The sequence below is a fragment of the Vibrio crassostreae genome (genome assembly GCF_041439375.1).
Lineage (GTDB): Bacteria > Pseudomonadota > Gammaproteobacteria > Enterobacterales > Vibrionaceae > Vibrio > Vibrio crassostreae_D.
Window position 1 is genome coordinate 76,169 of sequence record NZ_JBGONY010000010.1, and the last position, 26,837, is coordinate 103,005.

At 42.6% G+C, this 26,837-nt stretch carries 23 protein-coding genes and 2 pseudogenes; 15 read left to right on the top strand and 10 right to left on the bottom strand.

Annotated elements, in window-relative coordinates:
• Positions 1 to 255: 255 nt before the first annotated feature.
• Positions 256 to 1,398 (top strand): DUF3541 domain-containing protein, encoded by a 1,143-nt coding sequence (locus ACED45_RS06760; protein WP_371713581.1) that lies wholly within the window; start codon positions 256 to 258, stop codon positions 1,396 to 1,398.
• A gap of 109 nt (positions 1,399 to 1,507) precedes the next feature.
• Here ACED45_RS06760 and ACED45_RS06765 read toward each other — a convergent pair whose 3' ends face one another.
• The 4 genes from ACED45_RS06765 to ACED45_RS06780 all read right to left on the bottom strand — a co-directional run bounded on the left by ACED45_RS06765 (position 1,508) and on the right by ACED45_RS06780 (position 5,005).
• Positions 1,508 to 2,119 carry a class I SAM-dependent methyltransferase gene (locus ACED45_RS06765; protein WP_371713582.1) on the bottom strand — a complete coding sequence of 204 codons (612 nt, stop codon included), beginning with the start codon at positions 2,117 to 2,119 and terminating at the stop codon, positions 1,508 to 1,510.
• 45 nt (positions 2,120 to 2,164) lie between these two features.
• Entirely contained in the window at positions 2,165 to 2,434 is a 270-nt protein-coding gene (locus ACED45_RS06770; protein ID WP_102432667.1) for a hypothetical protein, read from the bottom strand.
• 296 nt (positions 2,435 to 2,730) lie between these two features.
• A complete protein-coding gene (locus tag ACED45_RS06775) occupies positions 2,731 to 3,939 on the bottom strand; it encodes a NupC/NupG family nucleoside CNT transporter (RefSeq protein ID WP_017066501.1) in 1,209 nt (402 codons plus the stop codon).
• A 445-nt stretch (positions 3,940 to 4,384) separates the two neighbouring features.
• Positions 4,385 to 5,005, bottom strand: a complete 621-nt coding sequence (locus tag ACED45_RS06780; RefSeq protein ID WP_371713583.1) for a hypothetical protein — start codon at positions 5,003 to 5,005, stop codon at positions 4,385 to 4,387.
• Between the two features lie 187 nt (positions 5,006 to 5,192).
• Between ACED45_RS06780 and ACED45_RS06785 the strand changes: the two are divergent.
• Positions 5,193 to 5,516, top strand: a pseudogene (locus tag ACED45_RS06785) (PTS sugar transporter subunit IIA); the annotation flags it as partial.
• Between the two features lie 139 nt (positions 5,517 to 5,655).
• On the opposite strand, the gene ACED45_RS06790 reads toward ACED45_RS06785, so the two are convergent.
• Positions 5,656 to 6,921: an HD-GYP domain-containing protein gene (locus ACED45_RS06790; RefSeq protein ID WP_371713584.1), complete on the bottom strand. Its 1,266-nt coding sequence runs from the start codon at positions 6,919 to 6,921 to the stop codon at positions 5,656 to 5,658.
• A gap of 226 nt (positions 6,922 to 7,147) precedes the next feature.
• Between ACED45_RS06790 and ACED45_RS06795 the strand changes: the two genes are divergently transcribed.
• On the top strand, positions 7,148 to 7,693 hold the full coding sequence (locus tag ACED45_RS06795) for a GNAT family N-acetyltransferase (RefSeq protein ID WP_285953530.1): 546 nt from the start codon (positions 7,148 to 7,150) through the stop codon (positions 7,691 to 7,693).
• Positions 7,694 to 7,803: 110 nt separating this feature from the next.
• Here the strand turns inward: ACED45_RS06795 and ACED45_RS06800 are convergent, their stop codons facing one another.
• Both ACED45_RS06800 and ACED45_RS06805 read right to left on the bottom strand, forming a co-directional pair.
• Positions 7,804 to 9,153: a sensor histidine kinase gene (locus ACED45_RS06800; protein ID WP_371713585.1), complete on the bottom strand. Its 1,350-nt coding sequence runs from the start codon at positions 9,151 to 9,153 to the stop codon at positions 7,804 to 7,806.
• Complete coding sequence (locus tag ACED45_RS06805) at positions 9,146 to 9,826, bottom strand: response regulator transcription factor (RefSeq protein WP_285953532.1); 681 nt, start codon at positions 9,824 to 9,826, stop codon at positions 9,146 to 9,148. The genes ACED45_RS06800 and ACED45_RS06805 overlap by 8 nt, the downstream gene beginning before the upstream one ends.
• 534 nt (positions 9,827 to 10,360) lie before the next feature.
• Between ACED45_RS06805 and ACED45_RS06810 the strand changes: the two genes are divergently transcribed.
• The 4 genes and pseudogenes from ACED45_RS06810 (at position 10,361) to ACED45_RS06825 (ending at position 16,304) form a co-directional block, all read left to right on the top strand.
• Entirely contained in the window at positions 10,361 to 10,918 is a 558-nt protein-coding gene (locus ACED45_RS06810) for a hypothetical protein (RefSeq protein ID WP_327784460.1), read from the top strand.
• Positions 10,919 to 11,014: 96 nt separating this feature from the next.
• A pseudogene (locus ACED45_RS06815) lies at positions 11,015 to 13,022 on the top strand (putative bifunctional diguanylate cyclase/phosphodiesterase).
• A gap of 249 nt (positions 13,023 to 13,271) precedes the next feature.
• Positions 13,272 to 13,751: a type II secretion system protein gene (locus ACED45_RS06820; protein ID WP_371713586.1), complete on the top strand. Its 480-nt coding sequence runs from the start codon at positions 13,272 to 13,274 to the stop codon at positions 13,749 to 13,751.
• Positions 13,752 to 14,558: 807 nt separating this feature from the next.
• Positions 14,559 to 16,304 (top strand): EAL domain-containing protein, encoded by a 1,746-nt coding sequence (locus ACED45_RS06825; protein WP_146492728.1) that lies wholly within the window; start codon positions 14,559 to 14,561, stop codon positions 16,302 to 16,304.
• A 21-nt stretch (positions 16,305 to 16,325) separates the two neighbouring features.
• On the opposite strand, the gene ACED45_RS06830 is transcribed toward ACED45_RS06825, so the two are convergent.
• Positions 16,326 to 18,911 (bottom strand): bifunctional diguanylate cyclase/phosphodiesterase, encoded by a 2,586-nt coding sequence (locus tag ACED45_RS06830; protein ID WP_371713587.1) that lies wholly within the window; start codon positions 18,909 to 18,911, stop codon positions 16,326 to 16,328.
• Between the two features lie 159 nt (positions 18,912 to 19,070).
• On the opposite strand from ACED45_RS06830, the gene ACED45_RS06835 reads away from it, so the two are divergent.
• From ACED45_RS06835 to ACED45_RS06860, 6 genes are all read left to right on the top strand, one after another.
• Positions 19,071 to 19,442 carry a GntR family transcriptional regulator gene (locus tag ACED45_RS06835; RefSeq protein ID WP_371713588.1) on the top strand — a complete coding sequence of 124 codons (372 nt, stop codon included), beginning with the start codon at positions 19,071 to 19,073 and terminating at the stop codon, positions 19,440 to 19,442.
• Complete coding sequence (locus tag ACED45_RS06840; protein ID WP_371713589.1) at positions 19,439 to 20,293, top strand: ABC transporter ATP-binding protein; 855 nt, start codon at positions 19,439 to 19,441, stop codon at positions 20,291 to 20,293. Before ACED45_RS06835 ends, ACED45_RS06840 begins: the two co-directional genes overlap by 4 nt.
• A complete protein-coding gene (locus tag ACED45_RS06845; protein WP_146492724.1) occupies positions 20,293 to 21,150 on the top strand; it encodes a hypothetical protein in 858 nt (285 codons plus the stop codon). The genes ACED45_RS06840 and ACED45_RS06845 overlap by 1 nt, the downstream gene beginning before the upstream one ends.
• 1,026 nt (positions 21,151 to 22,176) lie before the next feature.
• Entirely contained in the window at positions 22,177 to 22,464 is a 288-nt protein-coding gene (locus ACED45_RS06850; RefSeq protein WP_371713590.1) for a putative quinol monooxygenase, read from the top strand.
• On the top strand, positions 22,464 to 23,018 hold the full coding sequence (locus ACED45_RS06855; RefSeq protein ID WP_371713591.1) for a nucleotidyltransferase family protein: 555 nt from the start codon (positions 22,464 to 22,466) through the stop codon (positions 23,016 to 23,018). The genes ACED45_RS06850 and ACED45_RS06855 overlap by 1 nt, the downstream gene beginning before the upstream one ends.
• 155 nt (positions 23,019 to 23,173) lie before the next feature.
• Positions 23,174 to 23,599 (top strand): bifunctional diaminohydroxyphosphoribosylaminopyrimidine deaminase/5-amino-6-(5-phosphoribosylamino)uracil reductase RibD, encoded by a 426-nt coding sequence (locus ACED45_RS06860; RefSeq protein WP_371713592.1) that lies wholly within the window; start codon positions 23,174 to 23,176, stop codon positions 23,597 to 23,599.
• A 76-nt stretch (positions 23,600 to 23,675) separates the two neighbouring features.
• Here the strand turns inward: ACED45_RS06860 and ACED45_RS06865 are convergent, their stop codons facing one another.
• Positions 23,676 to 24,128: an NUDIX hydrolase gene (locus ACED45_RS06865; RefSeq protein ID WP_371713593.1), complete on the bottom strand. Its 453-nt coding sequence runs from the start codon at positions 24,126 to 24,128 to the stop codon at positions 23,676 to 23,678.
• Between the two features lie 280 nt (positions 24,129 to 24,408).
• On the opposite strand from ACED45_RS06865, the gene ACED45_RS06870 reads away from it, so the two are divergent.
• Positions 24,409 to 26,121 carry an RluA family pseudouridine synthase gene (locus ACED45_RS06870; protein ID WP_371713594.1) on the top strand — a complete coding sequence of 571 codons (1,713 nt, stop codon included), beginning with the start codon at positions 24,409 to 24,411 and terminating at the stop codon, positions 26,119 to 26,121.
• Between the two features lie 120 nt (positions 26,122 to 26,241).
• On the opposite strand, the gene ACED45_RS06875 is transcribed toward ACED45_RS06870, so the two are convergent.
• Positions 26,242 to 26,460, bottom strand: coding sequence for a hypothetical protein (locus ACED45_RS06875; RefSeq protein WP_371713602.1), 219 nt, complete (start codon positions 26,458 to 26,460; stop codon positions 26,242 to 26,244).
• On the opposite strand from ACED45_RS06875, the gene ACED45_RS06880 reads away from it, so the two are divergent.
• A complete protein-coding gene (locus tag ACED45_RS06880) occupies positions 26,366 to 26,713 on the top strand; it encodes a hypothetical protein (RefSeq protein WP_371713601.1) in 348 nt (115 codons plus the stop codon). The two genes, ACED45_RS06875 and ACED45_RS06880, sit on opposite strands and share 95 nt — an antisense overlap.
• The last annotated feature ends 124 nt before the right edge of the window (positions 26,714 to 26,837 follow it).

The following is a 26,837-nucleotide window of genomic DNA, read 5'->3' on the forward strand; positions in this document are numbered from 1 at the left end:
ATACTGCCTTATAACGGCTCATTTCTGGCTTATTGCCCCAGTATGCCGCTAAGTCATTAAAAATCCATACTGACGTCGACTATCTATCAAATATTGAGTGATCCATCACTTCAAACTTCTTTACTAAACGAATGGTTTAATCAAAAAGGGTTAGTGAACCTTATAAAGCTTACATTGTATTGACTCAACGCTTACATTGAAGGATTCATCAATGTTATTTTACATAGACTAATAATCAGCTTGGTACCTCACGACATGAAGTTAAAAACTATCACACTGTGTACATTGCTATCAGCCTCGGTTGCCGTTCACGCACAAGAAAACGTTCAAGCGCCAACCGCAGTGAACGTTCAATCCCAAGCAGATTCGCTCAATTCTCAAGAACAATCTTTCAAGCAATCTGCAGACCTAATTCGCACCACCTACGAAAGCCAGCTTTACACCCTGCCTGCATTCAAAGAAGGTCACTACGGGCTGCGCATGTATCGTCAAACATTAGACGATAAGTATTCAGCGGCGGTGTGGAGCGACATGGCTCGAGTGGCAAGCAAGCTCAGCACCCTGTCGAATGACGTTCAAACCATGGAACAAATCGTACTCTACTCAGAGAAGCGAGTTGCATCTTATATTGGTGATAACGATGAGCGCAGTATTCGACGCTACAACATCACCAAGCACATGCCTGAATACCTTTACCTTGGTGTTGACCTTCTAGGCTCTATGGCTCGTGCTAACGAATACGGTTTAGAACACAAGAACGATGCCAAGCTACGCGAAATCATTCGTCGCTATGACTTCTCACGATACGTGACCAATGAAGACATGGTGAAAGCGTGGGCCGCTCAATTAGCGAATCAGGTTTACTGGTTGCGCCAACTGGGTGAGCAGGATGTCGTTGATGAGTTCGTCGCTACCTTCAAGAAAGCATATCCAGACGACAAAGACAAAAAGCTTTCGAGCCAGCAATTTGGCAACAAGATCTATGGTATGACACACGTGATCTTTGGCGATTCCGAATACTATCAGCATCAAGTAAGCGAACAAGATCATCAATGGATCTACGATTACTTCAGAGAAAATATCGATACGATTCTGCTTCGAGCGAAAGAGGATGTGATTGCCGAGGTTGGATTAACCTTCTTATTGGCAGGTTTAGAAGATGATCCAGTAGTAGAGAAAACTCGACTCGCGATTCAAGCTTCAATCGATGAGAAACAGGGCATGATCCCTTCAATTACTGGCGATTTTGACCTGGAGTATGGTGAGCACCGCAACGTGTTAGCCATCATGCTACTCGATTGGCAGCAAGTAAATGAAGCGCCGACTTATGAAGGCAACCCTAAGGTGTTTACTAATGTCCCTTACGGACTCATTAAAAACCAACCGAAGAAGAACTAGCAGCGATACCTAGGTTGGTCTTAGAACCCTAAAAGCCGCATACCTTTCGAGGCCTGCGGCTTTTTTAATTCTTACCACACCGTCATTTCGCTCTGGTTTAGGTTTGAACTTAGGGGCAGACTTTGTTCATCACTATCGTAAAATCCCCTTCTGCGTAGCCTTCTACTAAAGAGACATCCTCACAAAGTGATTTACAGAAGCGATATACGCCCTGAGGGTGATAACTCATCAAGGTATTACGTGAAGGATATTGGCTTGAGTTGAGAAGATTAAAAATCACCGTCTGATTCGCCAATTCATACATGCGAGTAATCATGTTTGTCAGGTAGTCGGAATCACGAGAGGTATAATTCAGTGAACCACTAGCGATAACAATATCGTGGGCCTCAAGGTTCATTTTGCTCATATCACCAGACAAAAACCGACAACGATCTTCTGTGTAGTTTTGCTTCGCCTTCTTTAGAAAGCCTGCGTGTTGGTCAACACCGGTGTAAGATTGAATGCGGTAGATGCAGTCGAGCAATTCAAACAACTCGCCATAACCACAGCCCAAATCTAAAACGCTCTTCTTATTAAAGTCAGCCGCACGAGCGATCACTTCAAAGCGACACAATTGGCTCTCTTCGCTAGTCCAACCTAAAGCTTTAGCCTTGTCGCCATTCGAGCGGTTAGTCTGTTTCCGATGATAGCGATACACCTTCCAACGATCGAGCCAGTGCATTCAAATCTGCCCCACTTCAATGAACATCAGCACACCTTAATGAGATTAAGCTTTAGAACTTGAAGAAAAGAGTCCACCGATTTTATAACCAATCGCATAACAAACCACGGCAATAGTCACAAACACCAATGCTGAGAAGAAGTATGCCACCGATGCCGCTACGCCTGTGCCCCACACGACGCTGAACACCAAACCGAGATAAGCCTCTTGCGGCCACTGAGAAATAGGAAACTGAGTACCACCAGCAATAAGATAAACCATCGCAAACAAGCCGATAAAGGCGGTGATAAGACCAATGAGAACGCGCATGTTCATGGGAAGACCTTTGAATAATTGGACTTGGTTGCTTTTGTTCTGGTCAAAACCGAATGTTCTCAGCTGAAACCGAACGTTATTAATCGCAACCTAATGATATTCAAGTATATCGGATAAAACAGGCTTGCTCTATTACTCTTCCGAGTGAGCGTAAAACGATATAGAAGTAATAAGATAAGTCGTTAAGTCCGAATGAACTTAACGAGCAGGCATAAAAAACGGACACCCTTCTTACATAAACTTCGTAAGTAAGGTGCCCGCTTTTAGTGAATCTAGCTGTTTTTGCTAAACCTAGCTTAAAGAAGGATGAAGATACCCGCTAAACATGCACTCATTAGGTTTGCTAGCGTACCAGCAGCTACAGCTTTCAAACCTAGGTTAGCAACTTCAGCGCGACGCTCTGGCGCCATGACACCGATTGAACCTAACTGAATCGCGATAGAACCAATGTTAGCAAAGCCACACAGAGCAAAAGTCACGATTACTTGGCTGTGTTCAGATAGCAGAGCTTTGTTCTCAACGAAGTCAATGAAAGCAACAAATTCGTTCATAACGATCTTCTGACCGATGTAAGAACCCGCCATCAACACTTCATCACTTGGGATACCGATTAGCCATGCAAGAGGCGAGAACAGGTAACCGAAGATAGCTTGCAGTGTAATACCCGCAAAACCGAACGTTTCACCTAGGCTTTCTAGGCCAGTGTTGACCATCGCAATCACACTCACGAAGGCAATCAACATAGTACCAACCGCTACCGCAACCTTCATACCGTTCATCGCGCCACTTGCCAATGCATCAATCACGTTGCTTTGGTCAGCTTTATCGAGCTCGATGTGGTCGTAGTCACTCGGTGTGCTGCGCTCAGGAACAATGATCTTCGCCATTAACAGGCTACCCGGAGCCGCCATAAAGCTTGCTGCGATAAGGTATTTAAGCTCAACGCCAAGGCCCGCATAACCACCAAGTACACTACCCGCTACCGACGCCATACCGCCTGCCATTACAGCAAACAGTTCCGAACGAGTCATAGACTTTAAAAAAGGACGAATAAGAAGAGGAGACTCACCCTGAGAAAGGAAGATATTACCTGTAGCAACTAGAGATTCAGCTTTACTTGTACCCAGCAGTTTTTGCACCGCTCCGCCCAAGATTTGAATCACTTTTTGCATGACACCTAAGTAATAAAGCGCAGAAATCAAAGCACTGAAGAAGATAATGATTGGAAGTACGCGAACCGCGAAAATGAAGCCTTCAGTAGCAAGGTCACCGAAAAGGAAGGCAATACCAACGTCTGCAAAACCAAGCAGGCTAGAAACACCATTACTTAGGCTTGTTAGCGCCAATTGTCCCCATGGGAAATACAAAACCAAGGCCGCAAAGCCGATTTGAAGTAATAGAGCACGAGAGACCGTTTTCCAGTTAATCGAAGAACGACTTTCAGATAGCAGGTACGCGCAAGCAATCAGTGCAAGAACACCGACAAAACCAAATAGAATATTCATAATGTGTCCTAGTAATCCTTAAAGAGTGAACATGAGCCAAGCAAATGACATCAAAGGAACAGGACAAAGAACCGCAAGCAAAACGCTACGCGATGAAGGAGCTAACAGGGTTAGCGAATGTAACAACGAGTTGTTCATGTAAAAAATCACCTTATACAAGCAGTGGAACGTAGCTGGTCCGGTCCGTGGGGTCATTCACATATCCATGTGACGGCTTGTATTGGCTAAGCACCGGCTTAAAACCGGAAAAGAAGTATAAACAGTTAAGTGAGACTTTCATCACATTTTTTGACGCAAACGATCGCGCGGTCATAAAGCGTACAAATCGAACTACTTCTCGCAATAATTAATTTTTCCAGCAAGAAATAATGCAAAAAAAACCATCATTAAAACAAAAAGCCACAGAGTGTGGCTTTTTCAAAATATGAGATCAAAGTGGGAATAACTAGTTTAGCAGGGCACTTTTCACTTCAGCATCTCGGAATATCTCTTCAAAACGCTGTTTGTAGATCAGTTGCATCTCATTGATGATTGCACCACCATCAGGTACATCATTCTCGCCTTGGAAATTTTTGCTGAGTAGCTTATTACCAGCTTCATCATAGATAATCACATTAACGTTGTACCAAGAGTTATCCGTAAATGCGTGGAAGTCATACTTCCACTCATTCAAGACAAACATCATCGATTTGTTGTCGAATGCTTTCATCTGCTCAGCAACCTTGGTGATATCCTCTTCAGGCGTCGTCTCAACCGACTCAACAGCTACTTGCTGTTTTTTCAAGCCTGCGACCAATCTGTCAGTCAAAAATTGAGACATTGGCTGCTGTGTCGCCGTGTTGTAGGTATAAGGAATACCTAACGAACTGCGAATAATTCCCTCAAATTTTGGCTCTTTATCATGATCGAGAACGTATGGTCTCTTATCGATTACAGCGACGGTCAACGCTTTTTCCTGTGGAACTTCATTGAGTTGAGGCGCACTTTGTTCTGCTGTTAATACCGTTGCACAACCAGAAAGCCCTAACGATACTGCAGAGAGCAGTAAACTGACGAGTTTTTTCATAGATTTACCTATCTTATTGTTTTGAATAGGCTGTTCTAACAAAAATCGACTTAATGAGTAAACATTCATAAAATCAATATTTTACATAATTGTTATTTATATAAATTCGCTCACACATCGGGTTAAATTTATTGAGTCATCAGTCAATAACAAGGGTTTGTAACGGAACGTTATGAAATGAACAGATTATGTTCAAGCTATCAAGCAAAAGCACAAGGACATCGGCGCGTACTATGTTCTAGCACCAAAAATTACGATGCCTCATGCTCGTCCTGAAGATGATGTGAACGAAGCATCACTGCAAGTGACAGTATTCAAGAAGGGTGTTGATTTAGAGTCGGAAGACAACGGTGACGTTTATCTTTCAATTACTCTGGCGGCAATGGACTCAGATAGCCATATCCATACGATTATGGCGCTATCAGAGTTATTCCAAAATGATGATGACATTGATGCCATTATCGCAGCGGAAACTGAGCAAGCGATCATCGAGATCTTAAAGCGCTACTAACCTCGCTATCTTGCTCCTAAGTGAATAAGCCCCCAAATAAAAAGCGATAGCCTCGGCTATCGCTTTTCTGCTTCTGGTGTTAAGTCATTTTTCATCGAGCGTGATTTAGGGAATCACACATCTAAAAGACTCACTGGCACTAAAACGCGTACATTCTTTTATCTGTCGATAATTCAAAGCAGTATTGCGCATGTTTTTTAAGACACTCAAACACTTCTCTATCCAGCTTAAAGTTATCAACGTGGTCCGTCAAAATAGCCATCGTCTGTTCTAGCGTCATGCCCGCACGATAAGGGCGAGACTGAGTCAACGCTTGGAACACATCCACCACAGCAACAATTCGACTCGGTTGATCCAGCTCTTCAGCCGTTTTTCCCATTGGATAGCCCGAGCCATCCAACCTCTCATGGTGATTAGATGCCCACTGGCAAACCTGAGGAGAACTGAATAGCTCCTGCAGAGCGAATCGCGTGTCCGTAGCGTGGCGTTTAATGCAGCAATATTCTTCTTCAGTAAGTAAATCCGGCTTATGCAGAATGTCGTTAGGGGTTTGCAGTTTACCGATATCATGAACCAAACCCGCTAAATAAAGTTTACGCTGAGTGGTGTATGAATAACCCATCTGCTTAGCGAGGTATTCAGAGAGCTGCCCTACCTTCAGCGAGTGCTTAAAGGTAAACGAACTCTTGGTATCAACAACATTGGCAATAAATTCAGCGAAGGCGACCGTCTCATCCAACGACATTTGCTGAGAGAAGAAAGGCACAGGTTCAAAGTTATCCCTCATATTTTCAATGTAAGGGATCTCCATCGAGAACCAGAAATCATCCAAATCGACCAATTCGCACATATGTTGCACAAGGTTGGATTCGAACATTTCATCCGCTTGTTCTGTTAAGAGTTCAATAATGCTGGCTTTGCCACCGGGTGTGAGGTTTCCATAACGATCTGAAGAAGTGATGCCATACAAGTAGCCGACCCTATCGGCAAGCATCACGATGGCTGCTAACTCTTTTTCTAACTCGCTAATATGAATAGCCTTTAACTCAACCCAAGGGGTGTGATGATAAAGCACTGGCTTAGCGAATATAGAAAGAACCGGGCACTCTTTTAGAATTTGGTAGCCCTTTTGACAATGGTGGTAACTCGAGTCAGGAATGAACCCTGAAACCAAACTACGTTGCTCATCAATTTGAGAGACACCACAGTCGTGAATTAACCCCAATGAGAACGCAAGTTGCGCTTGTTCTTCTTCCCATCCCACACTCAGAGCACATCGATACGCGATGTAACCCACCCTCTGTCCATGATTTTTGCTTTCGAAACCGACGTTATCAAGCGCCTTAGCAATACCAAATAGAGCCTTCCTTAGGTCTACGGTCACGTCCTGGCAATGTTGATTCATTAATTAAGCCTAGATTTTTTATAGTTTTTATATATTTAGGCCGCTAATACTAATGCATACTTAATGATTATATACACAACTATTGTAAGGTTTAATGAGTTTCGTGATAGATCTAACGTATCACGAAAACTCCGTGCTACAAGTGGTTGCATATTAAAAATCATGCGACATTATATACTGCCGACTAAGATTCACTAAAATCAGCAGCCATAAGAAAAGGAAAGACATGTTTAAAACAGTTATTGATGACGAACTATCCATCGCATTGGTTGAAGAGAGTTTCGCTGTTCATTACGCAGAGATCTCACAAAGCCAGAATGAGTACCTAAGCCAATGGCTTGTGTGGCCGCCACATTGCAAAACTGAGCAAGATTTTAGGATCTTCATCCAACGCTCGCTGCACGATTATGCGGAAGGTAAAAGCATGACATGTGCGATTATCTATAAAGACAAGGTCGTCGGTAACTGTAGTTTCAATACCATTGATCATGATAAGCAAAAGGTGACGATAGGTTATTGGTTATCTGAGACATACCAAGGAAAGGGGATTGTGACACGCGTTGTCCAGAAGCTGATTGATATAGCTTTCAATGAGTTAGATATGGAAAAGGTCGAGATATCAGCAGCAACGGGCAACCAGAGCAGTCGCAAGGTATGTGAGCGCTTACATTTCGCCTTAGAAGGTATCATTACACGTAACGAGAACTTGAATGGTCGCATCATTGACCACGCTATTTATGGCCTTCATCGTTCAAAGCAACAAGAGCGCTAACGTTTTGTAAAATAAGTAATATAATTTAGTAATTAACTATATGAAAAAGCCACAGCATAAGTCCGTGGCTTTGTTACTTGACGAGCCTAAAGAGCTCTTAAAGCTACAGCTTAAGCAACCTTTGGAATCACGATACTGAACTTGGCACCACCGTGGTTACTGTCGTCAATTTTGATATCCCAAGAAAGTTTTTTAGCCGCCGATAGAGCAATCGCGAGGCCTAATCCCAATCCCCCTGTGGTCGACGTTCTGCTTGAATCTAGTCGAGAAAACGGAAGAAACACTTCATCACGGCGCTCATAAGGAATACCAGGCCCATTATCCTCAACAACCACTAACCAACTCTCTGAGTTCTCATCTAACGTCACCCACACTTGGTCTTGAGTGTAGTTGCCAGCATTCTTAAGAAGATTATCGAACACTAAACGCGCCATTGAACAATCACATTTTATCGTACTGTCTTGTTGTACCTTTGATTCGAAGTTGACATTGTCCAACTCAGAATAACGGATCCGATCTAAACAATACTCAAGTAAACTCGCTCTGACTTTCACTAACTCAAAAAACGAGTTGTCCATTACATTCAACTTCGACAGCATGATAATTTCTGACGTTAGTTCGTTGATATCCTCAATGTAGTTATCAATATCATCGAATAGAACTTGATGATTATTTGGCGCTCCCCTTCTTAAAATATCGGTCGCCAATTGAATACGACTTAACGGGGTTCGTACTTCATGCGGGATAGCTTGAGCAAAGATATGACTCTGTTTCACCTTGCTCTCGATCTCTTCAGCCATGAAGTTAAAGCTGCTAGCTAAATCCGAAACAGGATGGATGTCATCCAAATCAGAGCGCGTACTAAGCTTCCCCTTACCAAACTGCTTCTGCTTTTCGACGAGCAACTCTATTCTTTCTTGAAAACGCCTCACAGGTAAGTAAACACTTGCTCCAATCGCCACAATCACAGCCAATAACAGCCCTAGCAAAAAGTGCCGTTCTGAATCCTCATACCATTCAATATCAGGAGAGAAAAAATCCCCAACCTCACTGAATCCAAAACTAAATTCAGAGTTTGGCAACTGAAATACTGCCGAATAGAGGTTATTTTCACTTAAATATATTGGCACACCGTTTAAGGTCGTATATAACTCACATCGTTGGCAGGGAGTCTCTCCCGACCAATCTTTCAACAGGCGTAAATCGAAGATATAAAATTGTTGGTAGCCTGTTCTATCGAGTGTTTTATATAGCGAGTCTTCTTGGTTGTGTTGGCGAACATACTGTTCAGCAAAGTAGATCCCATCATTAAGGAAGGTTTCGATCTCGGTCCTTCGCATGTACCCTTCACCAAGGTTCACAAATAAAAATATCGTTGCCGACATCCCAGTCACAATCCCAAGGTATAAACGAGCAAACATCGAGACCGAGCGAAGTTTCGCACTAATGAACTTACGCAACCAGCATGTACCCCTTGTTGCGAACCGTGCGGATCAACTGTTTGTCTTTGGCGTGAATACGTAGCTTTCGGCGCAAACCAGATACTCGCATATCAATCGAGCGGTCGTTAAAGGCATAATCAATGCCTCTAAATAACTGACAGCACTGGTCTCGAGTGACAACCTGAGAAATGTTATTAACAAGAAGATTTAAGATTTCAAATTCGGCCGAGGTGAGCTTGAGGTTTTGTCCATACAGAGTGGCACTTTGGGCTGCATTGTTGATCACGATATCGCACTGTTTTTCAACTGTTACTTCCGGAGCAGGAACAGCTCGACGTAATAACGCTTCAATTCGTGCCAACAAGGCATGACCACGAATTGGTTTTGCAACGTAATCATCCGCTCCAAACTTGAACAAGCTAACCTCGCTCATTTCATCGGCAGAGGCGGTCAACACTAAGATCATTCCATTGTAAAACTCACGAGCTTGACGACAGATTTGCGCGCCGCTCATGCCTGGAAGCATCAAGTCCAGCAGAACTAAATCAGGTTCAATACTTCGGATCGCTTCAAGTGCCAAATTCCCTTCATGAACAACGCTAACATTGTAGCCTTCAGCTTCGAGGTAAAGCGTCGTTAAACGAGCTATCTCTTGGTCATCTTCAACAATGAGCACTTTGGTTTTTGACATTTCTATCACCAGTATTTATTAAAAGCGAGGGCAGTATATATACTGTTCATATATCATCAACATTGTGGTTAGAGCCCCAATTTTACCGTACGCAAAACATAGTAATCACTTTTGTACATACACGTTTACAAACACAGGGTTCAGCAACCAATACGCCTCAATTTATGAAGGTTTCACCATTCAGAACGATCTGCTAGGGCTGTATTAATCGCCTATCCACCACTTACATTCGCTTTATTTTCTTACTTGCACTTACATTTGAGGCATTTACAAAATCCTATCAAATCAACCATCCATACACTAACGACATGATAGTCAATAAAACCATAAAACAACGATTTGTCAGGTTAAAAAACCAAAATAGAAGACTTACAATCAAAAGAAATCGATTACTTCAACCTAGCACCAGTGCTTTCCATTTCTCAGTGTGAGGCATGTCCTATTAAGTAATATCTTCTTAAAGTAACATTCAGCCAATTGATACATCGCTTCAGTATTTGGTCATTATCACTTTCTCACAGGGTTCACTTTAAGATGAATAAAACGCTTTCACTGTTACTCACCACCACAGCTTTATTTTCAACATCGCTCTTGGCTGACACCAATAAACAAGAAATGGTGAAACAGATTCAAGCACAAGTTAACTCTTGGATAGACATTCAGGTCACGCCACAAACTAGCATCATTCAAAAGATGGTCTTCAACTGTGAGTTCTACAGTGCAACCCCTTATATCAAGTCGCCTGACGGGAGCGAGAGCAGTTCTGGTTCATACCGTTTTTACTCGCACAACGGTGTTTTAGGCTCGATGACAGAACCCTTCACCACTCAACCCCTTCCGGAGTTGACGATGTGCCTTAAAGAAGACTTCGTAGTCACCAACCAAGATGAAGCTCAGTTATTGTTTGAAGCTATTGAAACGGTCTACCCAAATCATTCAATGTTCGATGAGAACTTTCCTAAGGAGATCATCAATAAGCCAAATGGTTGGCACTTCATCGATGGTGAGATTTTTGATGATAACAAAGGCTATGTCATTGAAAGCAACGCTGAAGGCAAAGTGACCAAAATCATCCGCTCACTGAATCTTTAACACGCTGTTTCTTCTATACCATTTTGTTCTTGTTTGAAACAGCTTCTTAAAGACTGTTAAAGGCCAGAATTCAATTTGACCAGCGACTGGCTGAACATAGTAAGTTCGGTGGGCGCGGTTCGACCAAACATCAGTTCACCGAGTTCAATATGATGACCAGTTATCAACCCTTCGAGCATCTCAAGTGTCCTATTTGGATATATGACATTGATAATAAGAGAATAACTTGGGCAAATAGCAGCGCCCTCCCTCTTTGGGAGTCAGAATCTATGTTTGAGCTGACGTCGCGCGACTTTAGTATAGAGATGTCAAAGGCAATAGAAGCGACCTTGGAAGAATACCAAAGGCAATTTCTACGTAACGAAAGCATCAAGATTTGGTGGAACTTCACCCCAAACTACATCTCTAAGCGTGCATTGTGTCTATTTTCTGGAATCCCATTACCCGATGGTCGGACAGGAATGTTGGTGCAAGTCATTGCTGAAGAAGGCAGCTTAAAGCACGACCTAACTTGCTCAGATGGCGTAAACCTTTCCCTTTTGTTTGATAGGACTGGAAACGTAGTGAGTGCTAACTCCGCATTTTATCAAAACTATGGTTCACCGTTTGGCACGCTATCCGACTTTGTTTCTAGCGAAGAGACCGCTGCACAGTGGTTGTTTGCCGCACGTAAAGGTCGTGAAATTCTAGAAGAAGTCAGCTGTCAAATAGATAACAAAACCCATCACTTTGACGTTCAAGGAAAGTGGCTATTTGATAAAAGCGAGCTGCTGTTAAACCTCACCTGTACAACCAAACAGAAAGAGAAGCTACTCAAAGCCAGATACAACGCAGAGCACGACTGTTTAACTGAGCTTTATAATCGTCGTGGAATAACTAATCTTCTAGAAACCAGCATTGCCTATCGCTCGCCCTTTGAGTTGATGTTTGTTGATCTTGACGGCTTCAAATTGGTCAATGACACTTATGGACACAGTGTCGGTGATCAACTACTCAAACAAGTTGGCGAGCGTCTTAAACAGTTGGTTGATGAAACGTGCATGATCGGTCGATTTGGGGGCGACGAATTCATTGTTATTGCTCATACCTGTCGAAATAAAAACATCCCTCTGCTTTGCACTCGTATTATTGATGCCTTGAACCGGAGTTTCCATATCAAAGGCATTGGTACCTTGTCTGTTGGTTGTAGCATCGGTACCGCACATTTCCCTGATAATGCCGTCGATCAAGAATCACTGCTTAAGCAAGCAGGTATGGCGATGCATATTGCTAAAGCCAATGGTCGAAATCGTTTCCAAACTTTTACTCCTTGCTTGGCACAAACTCTTCACCGTAAGGTAGAAATCCGCCATCGACTCACACGCGCACTAGAAAACGATGATCTCAATCTTCATTACCAACCGATCATGAACACCAACAGTGATAAGGTGAAGGGCTTCGAAGCGCTACTTCGATGGTCGGACAAAGAGCTGGGTAACATCGGGCCTGATGAGTTTATAACCTTAGCGGAAGAAACAGGTCAGATTGTACCGCTCGGGAAATGGGTTCTTACTCGGCACTTAAACAGTTATCGATTTGGCAACGAGAGTTTGATAGCGAATTAATGATGAGCATCAATATCTCAAGCATTCAGATGCACGCGTCCTTTGCCGAGCAATTATCGGCAATGCTTGAGTTCTACAATATCCAGTCTCAAAGTGTTGCCCTTGAAATTACCGAGTCCTCAATGATCTTCAAGCACGGTGAAGTCAGACAAGCGTTAAACGATATCTCCAAGTTGGGGGTAGAGCTTCACCTTGATGACTTTGGTACAGGCTACTCGTCGCTCTCGATGTTGCATGATCTGCCAATTAGCACAGTCAAACTCGATAAAAGCTTTGTCCATGGTTCGCATAAAGGGAGCAAAGCAATTGTTCAAGCTACCCATGCTATTTGCGACAAATTGGGGCTTAAAGTGGTAGCTGAGGGTGTCGAAACAGAAGTGCAAAAAGCATTCTTAATCGATTGCGGATACCAGTATTTGCAGGGGTTTCTATTTAGCAAGCCCATCCCATCAAATGAAGTAGAAAGCCAATTTTTAACGGGTCGATTCATCGATATTTAAAATATTACTTATCAATAAGGTCAAGTTTTAGAACACTCCGTAATCAGCAGAGTGGCGCAATATGAACGCTTACGTATGCTTACACAACACAAAACAATGAAAAAACAACAACAAGCTGTTGTTTTTTATAACAATTAATTAGTGAGGCAATCCATAAACTATATAGCAGATATACCTACCTTCTGTAATGACTTTGGTATTTCGATTACCCTCAAGCGATCCCTTTATTAAATCACATAACCGGTAAATATGAGCAGACAAAACGGCTTCACTCTCTTAGAACTTATCATCGCAGTATCGATTCTAGCGATCTTGTCTTCTACGGCTATGGTCAAGTTCTTAGAGGTTCAGGGGAGCGCCCGTGCGAGTAAAATACACGATGTGGCAGGTAACTTACGTACTGGTATCGATATGATTTACGCTAAGTCTACGATTGCAGGTGTCGAGGGTGAGTGCAACTATGTTGAGAAGACGGAAATTGAAACCTACTACGTCTGCCATGGCTATCCGATAGCCTATGTTGATTCACTAAGAAGACTGCTCAATATCGACAAAACAGAGCTCCATGTAATCAATAAAGAAGTGGTTCCTGACAGCAATGCTGAGAGAGTGGCCGCTATCTCTTTTGACGCAGATAACTACACCTATTCACCTGAAGGAAATTTTTGTCAGGTACTTTATCAACCAGAAAAAGAACCTCAGATCGTCGTACTTGATGGTGCATGTTAAATACTCACGATTGTACGCTTTCTATAGTTAACACAAAGCCACCGCAACAGATCTTTGAATATCATGTGGTTACGCTAACATTTGCTCAAAAATAACACTACTTTGTTACTATTTACGTCTTTAAGCACTGCCCAAGGTATAACACAAACTTAATTCTTTATAATTAGTCTGTAAATTTCTACGTGGGTGCATTTTTGATATAAATGTTAACAGTGTTTTCATTAAATACCTTTCATAAATAGATAAGTATAAATAGATTCCTTGCGCTATCTAACACCTCCCTCCTTAACTCTTCATTATAAAACTAACATATAAAAATAAGAATAAAACACACGACAAAAATAAAATCATCGACTATATCATCTTGTCACATTATTTATACAACCAAAATTACATATAAATTAGATCATATTAACAATCACATAAATTGACATATTTTAATTTTATCCTGAAAATTTCTGATAAATCTTACACATCAATAAACTGAATGAATACCACCAAAAGCTACATTAGAAACCTCTAAACCTTGTAACTAAACTACCACATAGGAGCTGTGGAATGGATAAATACCAAAATAAATGGATAAATCCCCCCTAGCCCTTGTAAATAATTGGCTTTCATTTATAAATCCAACTTTTGGGTGAACATCTCCATAACTTTTCATTCAAGACCAAATTCTGCGATTAATATCAACATCTTGAGAGAAAATGGTGACATTTTGGTTATATTATTTAGATCGAACTCTTGTGTTGAATGAAAATCCCAGCCATCACGCCAATATAATAACTATCGCTTAGGAGTTGAGCCATGCACTGTTCTTTCAATATAAATAACAATAATGAGAGCTTGCAACTGATCTACAATGAAGAAAAAATATATATAAAAAACGACAGCAATAAGATATCAGAGGAAAGTCTCAATAGTAAAGAGAGTTTTGTTTTCAAATATCTTATTGAACACTCATCAATATCTAACCCTCAATCTGCGAGAGACGTTGAAGAATCTTTTAAATTACATTTTGATGAAGAGTTCAGCTTATACGCATTAAAGAACATTATCGCTTCAATAAGAAAAAAGTATCGGAATTTATGTAAAAAAGCGAAGATCGATAATAACAGCGAACTTATCTCTAACCTTTATAAGGTGGGTTACTTCATCGATCTCGACAAAAGCTCTACAAACAGTATCGCACCAAAATACGACATCAACCGATTCAAGCCCAGTCAGATAGAGATGTTAAAACTGATGTTCAAGACTTATCATCGAGAACTGATTAAGGCTCTGATAGCCGTGCTCACCATCTCTTCATTTTGCCTCTTCGTTGTCTACTTTTTCCAAATCCTTTATACGACGAAGATTGCAGATGAATACAGCGAAAACACCAAACATATTGCGCAAGAAATCATGGACTACAGTTGCAATAACGAAGGGGCCGTACACTCGCTAAGGCACTCACTCAACCTTGATTCTGTCATTATGACGACGTCTCGCGGTTCATGTTATATATCCAAGACGCGCTCGAAAATAGTAGACCTTGATCAAGTTGATGACTTCTATGATAGTGCCGATTTTGCTTATTCACGTTTTGCAGATACCAAGCGCGACATTGACCTTACTGTGCGAATTTCTAAGCGCTCTATTGAAGCTAGATACAATAACTCATTATTGCCTCTGTTAGTCGATTCAGTCTCTATCCAGAAGAATGGTTATTACATTCTTAATCTAGGAGAAGAAAGCAAAGCTATCTATCAAGCATCACTGCCAACCGGCGCAACCATCACCTTCTACAGTGACGATATTGTTGCACTGTGGGCTGCACTTTCTCTGATTCTCGCCACTCTACTTTATCGCTCCTACATTCTTGGCTTCGTCATATACATGTTTCGTTGGAAAAACATCTCCTTCGAAGAAGAACCCATCATCAACACCGAAGATAACAGCGTTCTGTATTACGAGTTGCTATCGAGAGTTCGTAACGTTGGCGTTTTGAGCTTCATCAACACGATGAGACGCTCCAATTTACTTACCTTTCATACTATTTTGATCATCGAAACGGTAAGAAGAACTAAATTAAACAACAGCCATGAAATCTATGGTGTCAATGTATGCCCGAGTGCCTTGGTCGGCTCTAACTTTGCCAAATTAAAAGAGCATTTAGTCATGATGGAAGCGAATGAATTTGTCGTCGAGATTACCGAGTATTCAAACATTGGCTATGGATGTGAGGTTATCGATAACATTAAGGATGTCAAAAAGCTTGGTATCACCATCGCACTGGATGACTTTGGTACGGGCAATAACAACATCGAAATCATCAATGTTATATCTCCCACCTATTTAAAACTGGATCGCTGTTTTGTTAAGGATATCGAGTCAGGAGAGCACCATCAGGGTGTATTGCTTAATATCTCGGAAATTGGACGCTTATCAAACATCACGATGATTTATGAAGGTGTCGAGACACGTAGGCAACAATATATTTTGTGTCAGTTGGGCTACAACTTACATCAAGGTTATCTGTATAGCAGACCTCAAAGCACAACCGACGGGTAACTTAATAATAATATCAAACATCTATGGCTCAGCACCTGTTGGCCCTGCTGCGTCGAATGGATATGGCGTAGCTCTAATCTTAGATCGAACGCAGTCTTCAAGCTTCGCAGGAAAGTACGCGTCAACTAACCCTTGGGCAGAGAGCGGCTTATCAAAGTAATAACCTTGTAGTAAATCACAGTGGTATTGCTGTAACTTCGCCATCTGTTCTGGGGTTTCAACGCCTTCTGCGACCACTTTCATCTGGCACGATGCACCAATATCGATGATAGCTTTAACCAAGGTTTCACTGTGCTGACTGGAATTCAATTTTCCAATAAAAGAGCGGTCTATCTTTATCTCTGTGATCGGCAGGGTATTCAGGTAGTTCAGTGATGAAAATCCGGTACCAAAGTCATCGAGCGAGATGCCAAATCCATATTCTCTAAGCCTTCTCAGTACCGGCTCGACAATGTGCAGATCTTTGATGAGAATGTTTTCGGTCACCTCTAGCGTCACTCGGCAAGGAGCTATACCCACCTCTTCGACGAGGCGAATGACCTTATCATCGAAACCAAGTTCGAAAACTTGCTTAGGTGACACGTTTACAGAAACTCCTACCGCCTCAGGTCCGTTTGGCATCAAGTTTAAGGTGTCTTCACATGCTTTCCTTAGTACAAACTCTCCAATTTCATGAATCTTACCAAACCGCTCTGCCGCAGGAATGAAATCCAACGGAGACACAAAACCAAGTAAGCCGTTGTTCCAACGACACAATGCCTCAACGCCTTTTAGCTGTTCAGTATGAGAATCCACTTGAGGTTGATATAGTACATTGAATTCGCCCCTCTCTAACGCAGTTCTAAGCTGCTCTTCCACCGAAAATTCGTACTTCACTTTTCGATTGATCACATCGTCATAGAAAATTGCTTCGCCTTTATTCAATTCTTTAGCCTTGTACAACACAATGTCGGCTTTGGTTAGCAGTTCTTCTACCTCAGTCCCGTCATAGGGATACATCGACACGCCAGCCGAACACTGGATAGAGACCGAAGTACCCTGAATATTAAATAGCGATTGGAATACATCTTGGATTTGTTGGACTTTCTGTTCCGCTTCCACAAGATCGTAAATTCCCGGCAGACAGAAGACAAACTCATCACCCCCAAAGCGTGAAACGATATCGTTAGTCCCTAAGATTTGTTCAAATCGCGAACCTATCTGTTTCAGCAGTTCATCTCCGCTTGCGTGGCCATATTGGTCATTGATGCGTTTAAAGTTATCTAAGTCAACAAAGACTAACGCCACCAGCTTGCCTTCAAGTTTCGAGTGAGCGATGGCTCGGTTCACTTGCACTTCAAGTTCAGAGCGATTAGGGAGAGCGGTCAAAGAATCGTGTCTTGCCATATGTTGCAAACGACGGCGGCTATTTTGGATTCGATTGAAGTCGTCGGAAATTCTCTGCTCCATTTGATCAAAGCGCAGCGACATTCGTCTGCTCACTAGAACGCTGATAAAAATACAGACCAAGGTAGCCAGCACACTCAAGATAAGAATTAGCCCAAATTCATTACGAGATTCCGAGAGTAGTTGGTCTTTTCTGTGTTCAATGGAAGCATTAACATTATTCAAGTACACGCCAGTACCCACTATCCACCCCCAATCACCTACCTTTTTGACGTAGCTACTTTTGGGACCGATAAAACCCTGTTTATCAACGGTGATGTAGTTAACAAACCCGCCAGACTCAGCTTGCGCTAAAACGTCTTGCTTGAAGTTGTTTCCAAGGTCATCGTAAACATTAAGATCTTGCCCAATATGGATTTGGTGTGCGTGAAGTAAGCTGTCACCATTCTGTTCAAAAACGAACAAGTATCCATTATCACCGACCGTTATCTTCGACAATATATCGAGAATTCTTTGGTAACTGACTCGTTTAACATCCTCGAGAGAAATACCAGTGCCGAAATACCAATCAAATGGTTCGAACCGACGAATGTAACTGAGTTTTTCGAAGTGCGTATTGCCGATGTGTGGCTTTTCAAAGTCTTGCCCATCAAAGCCGGGACGAGGCACAAAATAGCGGGAATAAGCACCATTATTCTGCTTAAGAAGCGCTATTTGTTGTTTGATGACCGCCACACCACGGCTATCAGTCGTTTCTAGTTGATTTGTATTTTCTAGCTCTGGATCGCGAGGGTGAACCAGCACTGTGCCCTGCATATCGTAGGCGTAAATGTAGTCTTTTTTGTCCGCGTAGCTCAGCTTTCTGATTTCATTAAAAATGAGCAATTTAAGCTCTTCTTCCGGCAGGTGTTGATTCGAGGAGTAGATATTCTGTGCAGCGGTATAGGCTCTATCTAGTCGACGTGTAATGCGCTTTTTTACCTCGATTTCAACAAGGCGCTGAGTGTGCTTTATCTGTTGCGATACTTGCAGTACTTGCGCCTCAATAGAGTCCTTTTGAGCAGAGATGTAGTCTGTTCTGATGAGGTCTACCAATACCTTGACCTTCTGATCTACGCTGGTAAACATCGCCACATTCAAGACGATTGCAGAAAAGATGATGATGGTGATCGGCAAATATTTGGTAAACCAGACCAACTTTTTGTCATTAATATGCAACATATAAACACAACAGAGCAGAGCAGGGTTCTATATAATGTCATTATTTTACTGAACAACCAACCATAAAAGTTAACATTCATTTAATTTATAGAAAAAGCTTGTCTATCTCGTAAAAAAGGATAGTGTTATACACATGTATATCACCATGTAGTTTTAATTATGACCGAATGGAAAGACGACCAGCCGATCTTTAGGCAACTTGCCGCAAAGATCAGTGACCAAATTCTTCAAGGTGTTTGGCTAGAGCTACAAGCATTGCCCTCTGTGCGTGCGGTTGCCGCCGATCTTAAAATCAACCACCTTACAGTCATGAAAAGCTACCAGTTACTGGTGGATGAAGGCCTGGTAGAAAAAAAACGCGGCCAAGGCATGTATGTGGCCGAAGGGGCACTTAAAAAATTGAAAGAGTCTGCGCACCAATCATTCATCAACACACAGATCCCAGCCATCGCTGAGACGCTAAGCATCATTGATATGAGTGTCGAAGAACTCGTGAAACAGCTAGCACAACATATAAAGGACAAGTCATGAGTACTTTACTTTCAGTGAAAAACGTAACCAAAACCTATTCAAACCAAGTGGGTGTTGAGAACATCAGCTTTGAGTTAAAGCCGGGGCAAGTGCTTGGGCTGCTTGGACACAATGGCGCGGGTAAATCGACACTGATCAAATCACTGCTTGGTGGGCACAACTATCAAGGTGAGATTGAGGTGAATGGTTACCATCCTATCCACCAGCACGCAGAACTCATGCAGCACTTATCGTACATTTCAGATGTAAACGTGTTACCAGAGTGGATGACAGTGAAACAACTGCTTCGCTATACCCAAGGTGTACACCCAAGCTTCAACAAGCAAAAAGCCGAACAAACGTTAAGCAGCACTAACATTAAGCTCTCTTCAACGATTAAGCAGCTTTCTAAAGGGATGAAGGTACAACTTCACCTTGCGATCATCATTGCAACCGACACACAGGTGTTGATCTTAGATGAGCCAACGCTGGGTCTTGATCTACTCTACCGCGATACTTTTTATCGTCACCTACTTGAGTGGTTCCATGACGGCGAACGCGCGATGATCATTGCTAGCCATGAGGTTTCTGAGATCGAACATCTACTGACAGATGTACTTATTCTCAAACAAGGCCGCTGCGTGCTGCAGAAAAGTATGGAAGATATCGAAAGTGATTACTTCATTATCGAAGTTGCTAACAACCACTCTAGCGACATTCAAAAATTGAAGCCACTCACTTCACAACCAGGATTAGGAACGACTAAATGGTTATTGGAAGGTCAATACAAACCACAAGTTGAATCACTAGGTAACATCTACAACGTTGGTCTTGCCGACCTATTCCTTGCAACACAGACGGAGAAGGCATAATGCATCCAAGTTTTTACATGCTAGAAAAAGAGCTTATCGAGCACAAAATCAACACTCGATTGCCTCTGTTTGTCGGGTTGTGTGGCTTCTTGCTGTTCGTTAGCTTGTTCTTTAGTGGTCAGGCACAACACGAGTTTTTCTTCCAAATGGAAGTCAACGGCGACGTGAGCGACATCCACAGAGAGTTCGCACAAGATCTTAACTCAGTGATCTACTTTGGCGCAGGCTTGATTTCACTGCTGCTTTCGACGCTTTATATCCCTAAAACGCTGCGTAAAGAGCGCCAAGAAGGCAGCTCAATGTTTTGGAGAAGTATGCCAGTATCGAATGCCATGACTCACGGTGTGAAGCTAGGTTTCGGTTTAGTGGTGATTCCCGCTATCTGCGCTCTGTTGGTTCTGTTCGCTGATTCTCTGTTTTGGATTCTGAACATTTCAAGCGAACAACAATTAGCACTGATAGTCGAGCAACAATCGCTATTCTATGTGCTAACCAATTGGGTGGTTTTCTTTGGTCGAATGCTGCTGGTTGCGTTAGTTCTATTGCCATTAGCAACGGTTACTCTGGCGATTTCGCAACTGGTTAACTCTCCGCTGCTCGTTATTTTCATCTCAAGCTTTGCGATTAAGTGGTTGGCTATCGCGCTATTCGGATTCTATGGTATCAATGATTTCTTTTCTGTCATCGCATCGTTGCCGATGAAAGTGCTGACGACCAGCAATCCATTCAGTGCGCTTTCAGAAGTCTCTATTCTGTCGCTAAGTATTTACGTACTGCTCGGTATTGGTGGTTACCTACTGAGCCTTAAGTTAAACAGAACTGATGATGTGAGCTTGAAGACGCTGTTCCAACGCTAGAGTCACTTATTCTGAACCTGAGCCCTGAGCCCTGAGCCCTGAGCCCTGAGCGGCTAGCCTCATCAGATATCAAAATCTTAATCAAAGCTTCTGAGAAATCAGGAGCTTTTTTATTGGCTGCTGTTTATTATTAGGCACTTTAAACCCTAACAACGGTTTTGGTGATAGAGGCAAAGGTACGGATTGGTGGTTGGTTTTGGTTTTGGTTTTGGTTTTGGTTCAGGATGCTGAGTGAGGTAAAGATAAACTAGGAGGTATTAATGAGCTGACATTGAATTGCATTATTGTTAATGCCTGCCAGCTCTTTGGGGGATGATTTCTTTAGTCGCCGACCAGATGAAGGTCCTTGAGAGTGCTATTGAAATCGGTTTGTTGCGTTTACAGATCTTGTAATCAGTTCTGCTTATAAGCTTTTAATTCATCATTTTAACTTCAAGCTCTTTCGCTTTTCAGTTATCGATATAAAGCTTATTTCTTTGAAGCTTCTTTCGCTGTGTCTTTCCAGTATTGGATGCGAACGCGATGAAGCTGTGCTCTTCTCATTTTTTTCATAAGGGATATTTCCTTTTCTTTAACTGCTCTTCATGAGCTATTTTTATTGCCAACCATTCGAATCTAACGGTGTTTGATGCCCAGATCAATGATACAAATCACAAAATATATAGAGTTTTGAGTACCATTTACATCAAAGTATGACCTAGATATCAACTATGGCTCAATTCAATCCTATGAGCCTCTGTTCAAAATTAAGGTTAGTTCTCTCAGATGACAAATTCATTTCAGTATCAATACAGTTCAATGATACTAATTTAATAGACCGGACCAACGCGGATTTAGTTCCAACGTCTTATCTTTTATTGCTATTACCACCTCAAAAGTTACAGCGTAACTAAAGCCAAATTCAATGTGAACAAATAGTCACCACATTAGTCTATACGTCACAACATCAAAATGGGATTATGTTTGTAACGGATAGAGCTTTTAATAGAAAAAAGCCGTAATGAATACAATTAAATGGACGTAATAATGAGTAAAGTAATTCTGCAAGGGCATATTCTAGTGCTAGACAACGATCTAGAAGCAGTGACACAAGCCTTGGTTGTGCACAAAGAACTGACACTGGAAGAACCTGGTTGTATCGTGTTTCGAGTCAGTCAAAGCACGCTTCAACCTAATCGCTTTGAAGTGTATGAAGAATTCACTAGCCGAGAAGCATTTGAATCCCACCAACAGCGAGTAAAAGCCTCTGAATGGGGTGAAATCTCCAAAAATGTGACCCGTCATTACCAAGTCACCGACGTTCCGACATCATAATGATACATCCACTAGCCAACCGCATCGTCACATTGATCAAACAAGATCCCTTACGAATGCAGGTTTTAGACTGTGTCGCTCAGCTGGATTTACCGCAGTGCTATGTTGCTGCGGGCTTTGTGAGAAACCTCGCTTGGGATCACCTGCATGATTATGCCTCCCCGACTCCACTCAATGATATTGATGTGATCTACTTTGATCCCATTGATACCTCTTACGAATCGACTCTTCGATACGAGGATCTGCTTAAACAACGCTTACCCGAACTGAATTGGCAAGTTCGTAATCAAGCCTGCATGCACATCAGAAATGGGGATAAGCCTTACCAAAGCTCATTAGAAGCAATGAGTTTTTGGCCAGAGAAAGAGACTGCAGTTGGTATCAAACAAAAGCTAGCCGGAGAAATTGAGTGTATTTCTGCTTTTGGCTTAGAAAGTTTGTTTGATTTGCAAATCACACCCAACCCAAAGCGTAGCCGAGAGATCTTTGATCAAAGAGTACAATCCAAGGACTGGCTGATCCAGTGGCCCAAGTTAACGATTAGTCACCGTTAACTAGCAGTCGAATTCAAACGCTAAAACCATTGACTAAAATCCCAATCAGATCGAACATGCCCCACTTGTTAGCTTATTAAGTAAGTTAGTAACTAACTCATCAACCGCGCGTGGCGACTAGCAGCTACGCTCTCTCGTCATACTGAGTAACGACCATGAACCAACAATACATGCTGCAAGCACTCGAAGCTTCGCGCCAAGCCTTACCTGATTGCCAACCAAACCCGCCAGTAGGCTGCGTTTTGGTAAAGAACGATAAGGTGGTATCTGTTGGGTACACGCAAAAAGTCGGCGGAAACCACGCCGAGGTCGAAGCGCTCAATAGCTATGATGGAGCAACGGAAGGGGTTACCGCTTACGTAACTTTAGAGCCATGTTCATTTGTCGGCAGAACTCCCGCTTGCGCCAATACATTGGTTAAAGCCGGTGTGAAACACGTAGTGGTGGCGATGCTAGACCCAGACCCTCGTAATAATGGTCGTGGTGTAGCAATACTGGAATCTCATGGTGTCAAAGTCGATGTGGGGCTATGCCAAGCACAAGCGAGTGCCTTTTTAACCCCATACCTTGGTAAGTCTTAGTGCTCAGTATCTGTGGAGGTTAGCTATTGCACTAGGATTATTGAGTACTCGTTACTCAACATCCAGTCAACCGAGACTAACCCACGTCTACTCGATAAAGTGGGTTAGCTGGCGTATCAACAAAGTATGCCCAGATATGATCATACACCGCATGTTGGTTAGGGAATGGCGCTAACGCTTTCGCTTCCTCTAAACTGCACCATCGATACTCAGTGTGTTCATGGTTTAATTCTACCGCTTGGTCTGGCGGGCAAAGCACAGCAAATATCGGGATAAGTTGAATAACATTGACGTTCGCCTCGTAGAACTGCTCCAAAAATTGAGCGTTATACAGTTCTTTCGCTTCGATTTTAGTTTCTTCTTCAAATTCACGTACGATTGCCTGCCAACCAGTTTCATCCGCTTCAATCGAGCCTGCAACATGGCACCAATAGCCGCCCTTTACGCGCTTCATTAATAGCATTTTCGTCTGTCCGTCGATCTCAGAAAGAGCGACACCAGCCACAATCGAAGTATTGAGTGAAATCATAACGTTACCTTTTTAGAACACGAAGCGAGCAAGCCTAGCACCCTTCCATCAGTAAGTAGTCCTTGATGATGGAAAACGAGATACTAATCATTAATTTGTATTCCTCCCCAAGCACTCCAACCTTATGCGGACAATCGAATTTACTGTATCAAACGACGGTGCGATTTCTTATTTGAGGCGCTTTTAGATAAAGAGTAGAATCGCCTACCTTATACTGTATTTAAGCTCTCAAAACACAGTAGACTCATAGCCATTTATCACCACCAAGTAAGACGACAATATGCACTCATCTAAACCAACGCACGACTCAGAAAACAGCCACACACCTGAGCATTGCTTCACTCGTTTTCAACAGTCGATCGAGTCATATTCGTTGCCTGAACGTTTCACATTTCCGTTCTACTATGAACCGCACCCATTGTGTGAGATCGCCTCGCACCAGCTTCAACAATACCTAGAAACACAAACCGATTGGCAACATGACTTCGGACTCGATTCTGATGCCGGTCGCGGCAAGATGTTTGGTGTGTTGTTAGTAAGAAGCCCAGAAGGTGATCTGGGTTACTTCTCTGCTTTCTCTGGGAAAATCGCCGACCAAAACCTGCTGCCCCTTTTTGTGCCACCGGTATTTGATATGTTGAGCAGCGACAGCTTTTTCCATCAAGACACGGCTGACATGATGGCTGTGAATGCGAAATTTAAAGCGCTGCAAGTCAACGCTGAATATCTCGAATTGTGTGAGCAGTTAGCACAGCAGAAAGCACAGGCAGAGCAAGAGATCGAAGCGCAACGTTTCTTGATTATTGAAGGCCGAAAAACACGTAAAGAACAACGTGAACAAGGTAAAGAAAACCTTGATGAGCAAGCTTTCGAACAACTAAATAACGAGCTAAACAAAGCCAGTGTTGCCGACAAGAATCAGCAGAAGTACCTTAAGCTCAACTGGGAACAAACTCTGAATGAGCTTCAAGGCAAAGTTGACGTGTTTACGACTCAATTAGCAGAGCTCAAAGAGCAAAGAGCACACATTTCTCATCAGCTCCAACATAAGCTGTTTTCACAATACGCTTTCCAAAACGCGGAAGGCAATGTCGAAGATCTTAATCAGATCTTTGAAAACACGCCAAATAAGATTCCACCAGCAGGTTCTGGCGAATGTGCTGCGCCAAAGCTTCTGCAATATGCGTATCTGAATGGTTATACGCCACTGGCACTGGCGGAATTTTGGTGGGGCCGTTCACCGAAGTCTGAAATTCGCAAACACAAAAAATACTACGCTTCTTGTCAAAGCAAATGTGTACCAATCCTTGGCCACATGATGAAGGGCCTTGAAGTGGATCCAAACCCACTATTAGAGAACCCTGCTGAAGGCAAAGAGCTCGATATTCTGTTCCAAGATGAACACATTGTCGTGGTTCATAAGCCAGCTGGTTTTCTATCCGTACCGGGAAAAACCATCAAAGACTCGGCCTACACTCGCGTTCAAGAAATGCATCCTGATGTTGAAGGGCCATTCGTTATACACCGCTTAGACATGGCGACCTCTGGCATTCTGATATTTGCCCTTACTCGACGTGCGAACAAAAGCTTGCAGAAGCAGTTTATTACTCGTGAAGTCGAGAAGCGATACGTAGCTATGATTGAAGGTGTTCTGGCTGAAGATGAAGGTTATGTTCGATTACCGCTGCGTGGTGATTTGTACGATCGCCCTCGTCAGATTGTCTGTTTCGAACACGGTAAGCCAGCTGAAACCAAGTGGGAAGTGATTGAACGCAATCAAAAAACCACCAAGGTTTACCTACACCCTAAAACAGGACGCACACACCAATTACGAGTTCACTGTTCACACGAAGAAGGGCTCCATATGCCAATCGTAGGTGATGGCCTATATGGCAACAAAGCTGAACGTCTTCACCTACATGCAGAACGACTTGCTCTACACCACCCAATTACTAAAGAGTGGATGGAATTCCAATTTGAAGCAGAGTTCTAAAGATTCTCATCAATAACGAGTCTTAATGAAAGGAGTCACACCATTTGTGGCTCCTCTTCTCCCATTTCCCCGCATTTCACGCCCTCGTTTTGCCTAACTCTTTCGGATATATCTCCACGCTTATTGCACTACATCAAGGTTCACTTCATTTTGAGGTGTAGGATGCCCCTCTTCACCTTTCCTTGAGGCCTTTGATATGTCATCAGCTGCTTTGAATCTGCATTCCAATACACAAACATCTTCTTTGGCTACTGCGCCAATACCAACACGAACACCAACAAACTTAAAGCCAATCACAACGAAAAAACCGGATCTGAATTCGGCAATGCTGAGTCTCATCGAAGAAGTTAAAAATGAACTCCCGCTCTATGAGTCAGAGACATTCATTTGTGGACCAAAAGGAAATTGCTCAGGTTGCTCTAAGAAATTGCTAGAGATGGTCGACACAGAATTGATGTACTGGGAGCACAGCATTTCAATGGGACAAGGACCAAACTTCGAAGAACTGCGTCGTTTTGGCAAGCTATGCAGCAGCGTAAGACGCGGCTTAGAAAGAAACGGCTTGGTAGAGAAACGCCCTAGAAGAAGGTGACTAGAGCCAAGTCGTTAATTTTGGTACTGAAACACGATCTAGGGCGTCCTCGATCGTGTTTGAGGTCTCGCCCTCACTGGCTTGAGCGCATATTGACTCCAATTACCTCAATTGGAGTTAAACC

Excerpts from the sequence above, each read along its gene's own strand:
- ACED45_RS06775 (WP_017066501.1), bottom strand. The coding sequence starts at position 3,939 with ATGAATATTCTATTTGGTTTTGTCGGTGTTCTTGCACTGATTGCTTGC.
- ACED45_RS06860 (WP_371713592.1), top strand. The coding sequence starts at position 23,174 with ATGAACCAACAATACATGCTGCAAGCACTCGAAGCTTCGCGCCAAGCC.
- ACED45_RS06840 (WP_371713589.1), top strand. The coding sequence starts at position 19,439 with ATGAGTACTTTACTTTCAGTGAAAAACGTAACCAAAACCTATTCAAAC.
- ACED45_RS06855 (WP_371713591.1), top strand. The coding sequence starts at position 22,464 with ATGATACATCCACTAGCCAACCGCATCGTCACATTGATCAAACAAGAT.
- ACED45_RS06760 (WP_371713581.1), top strand. The coding sequence starts at position 256 with ATGAAGTTAAAAACTATCACACTGTGTACATTGCTATCAGCCTCGGTT.
- ACED45_RS06780 (WP_371713583.1), bottom strand. The coding sequence starts at position 5,005 with ATGAAAAAACTCGTCAGTTTACTGCTCTCTGCAGTATCGTTAGGGCTT.
- ACED45_RS06875 (WP_371713602.1), bottom strand. The coding sequence starts at position 26,460 with ATGAGACTCAGCATTGCCGAATTCAGATCCGGTTTTTTCGTTGTGATT.
- ACED45_RS06825 (WP_146492728.1), top strand. The coding sequence starts at position 14,559 with ATGCACTGTTCTTTCAATATAAATAACAATAATGAGAGCTTGCAACTG.
- ACED45_RS06765 (WP_371713582.1), bottom strand. The coding sequence starts at position 2,119 with ATGCACTGGCTCGATCGTTGGAAGGTGTATCGCTATCATCGGAAACAG.
- ACED45_RS06835 (WP_371713588.1), top strand. The coding sequence starts at position 19,071 with ATGACCGAATGGAAAGACGACCAGCCGATCTTTAGGCAACTTGCCGCA.
- ACED45_RS06830 (WP_371713587.1), bottom strand. The coding sequence starts at position 18,911 with ATGTTGCATATTAATGACAAAAAGTTGGTCTGGTTTACCAAATATTTG.
- ACED45_RS06810 (WP_327784460.1), top strand. The coding sequence starts at position 10,361 with ATGAATAAAACGCTTTCACTGTTACTCACCACCACAGCTTTATTTTCA.
- ACED45_RS06870 (WP_371713594.1), top strand. The coding sequence starts at position 24,409 with ATGCACTCATCTAAACCAACGCACGACTCAGAAAACAGCCACACACCT.
- ACED45_RS06805 (WP_285953532.1), bottom strand. The coding sequence starts at position 9,826 with ATGTCAAAAACCAAAGTGCTCATTGTTGAAGATGACCAAGAGATAGCT.
- ACED45_RS06820 (WP_371713586.1), top strand. The coding sequence starts at position 13,272 with ATGAGCAGACAAAACGGCTTCACTCTCTTAGAACTTATCATCGCAGTA.
- ACED45_RS06770 (WP_102432667.1), bottom strand. The coding sequence starts at position 2,434 with ATGAACATGCGCGTTCTCATTGGTCTTATCACCGCCTTTATCGGCTTG.
- ACED45_RS06850 (WP_371713590.1), top strand. The coding sequence starts at position 22,177 with ATGAGTAAAGTAATTCTGCAAGGGCATATTCTAGTGCTAGACAACGAT.
- ACED45_RS06845 (WP_146492724.1), top strand. The coding sequence starts at position 20,293 with ATGCATCCAAGTTTTTACATGCTAGAAAAAGAGCTTATCGAGCACAAA.
- ACED45_RS06795 (WP_285953530.1), top strand. The coding sequence starts at position 7,148 with ATGTTTAAAACAGTTATTGATGACGAACTATCCATCGCATTGGTTGAA.
- ACED45_RS06865 (WP_371713593.1), bottom strand. The coding sequence starts at position 24,128 with ATGATTTCACTCAATACTTCGATTGTGGCTGGTGTCGCTCTTTCTGAG.
- ACED45_RS06790 (WP_371713584.1), bottom strand. The coding sequence starts at position 6,921 with ATGAATCAACATTGCCAGGACGTGACCGTAGACCTAAGGAAGGCTCTA.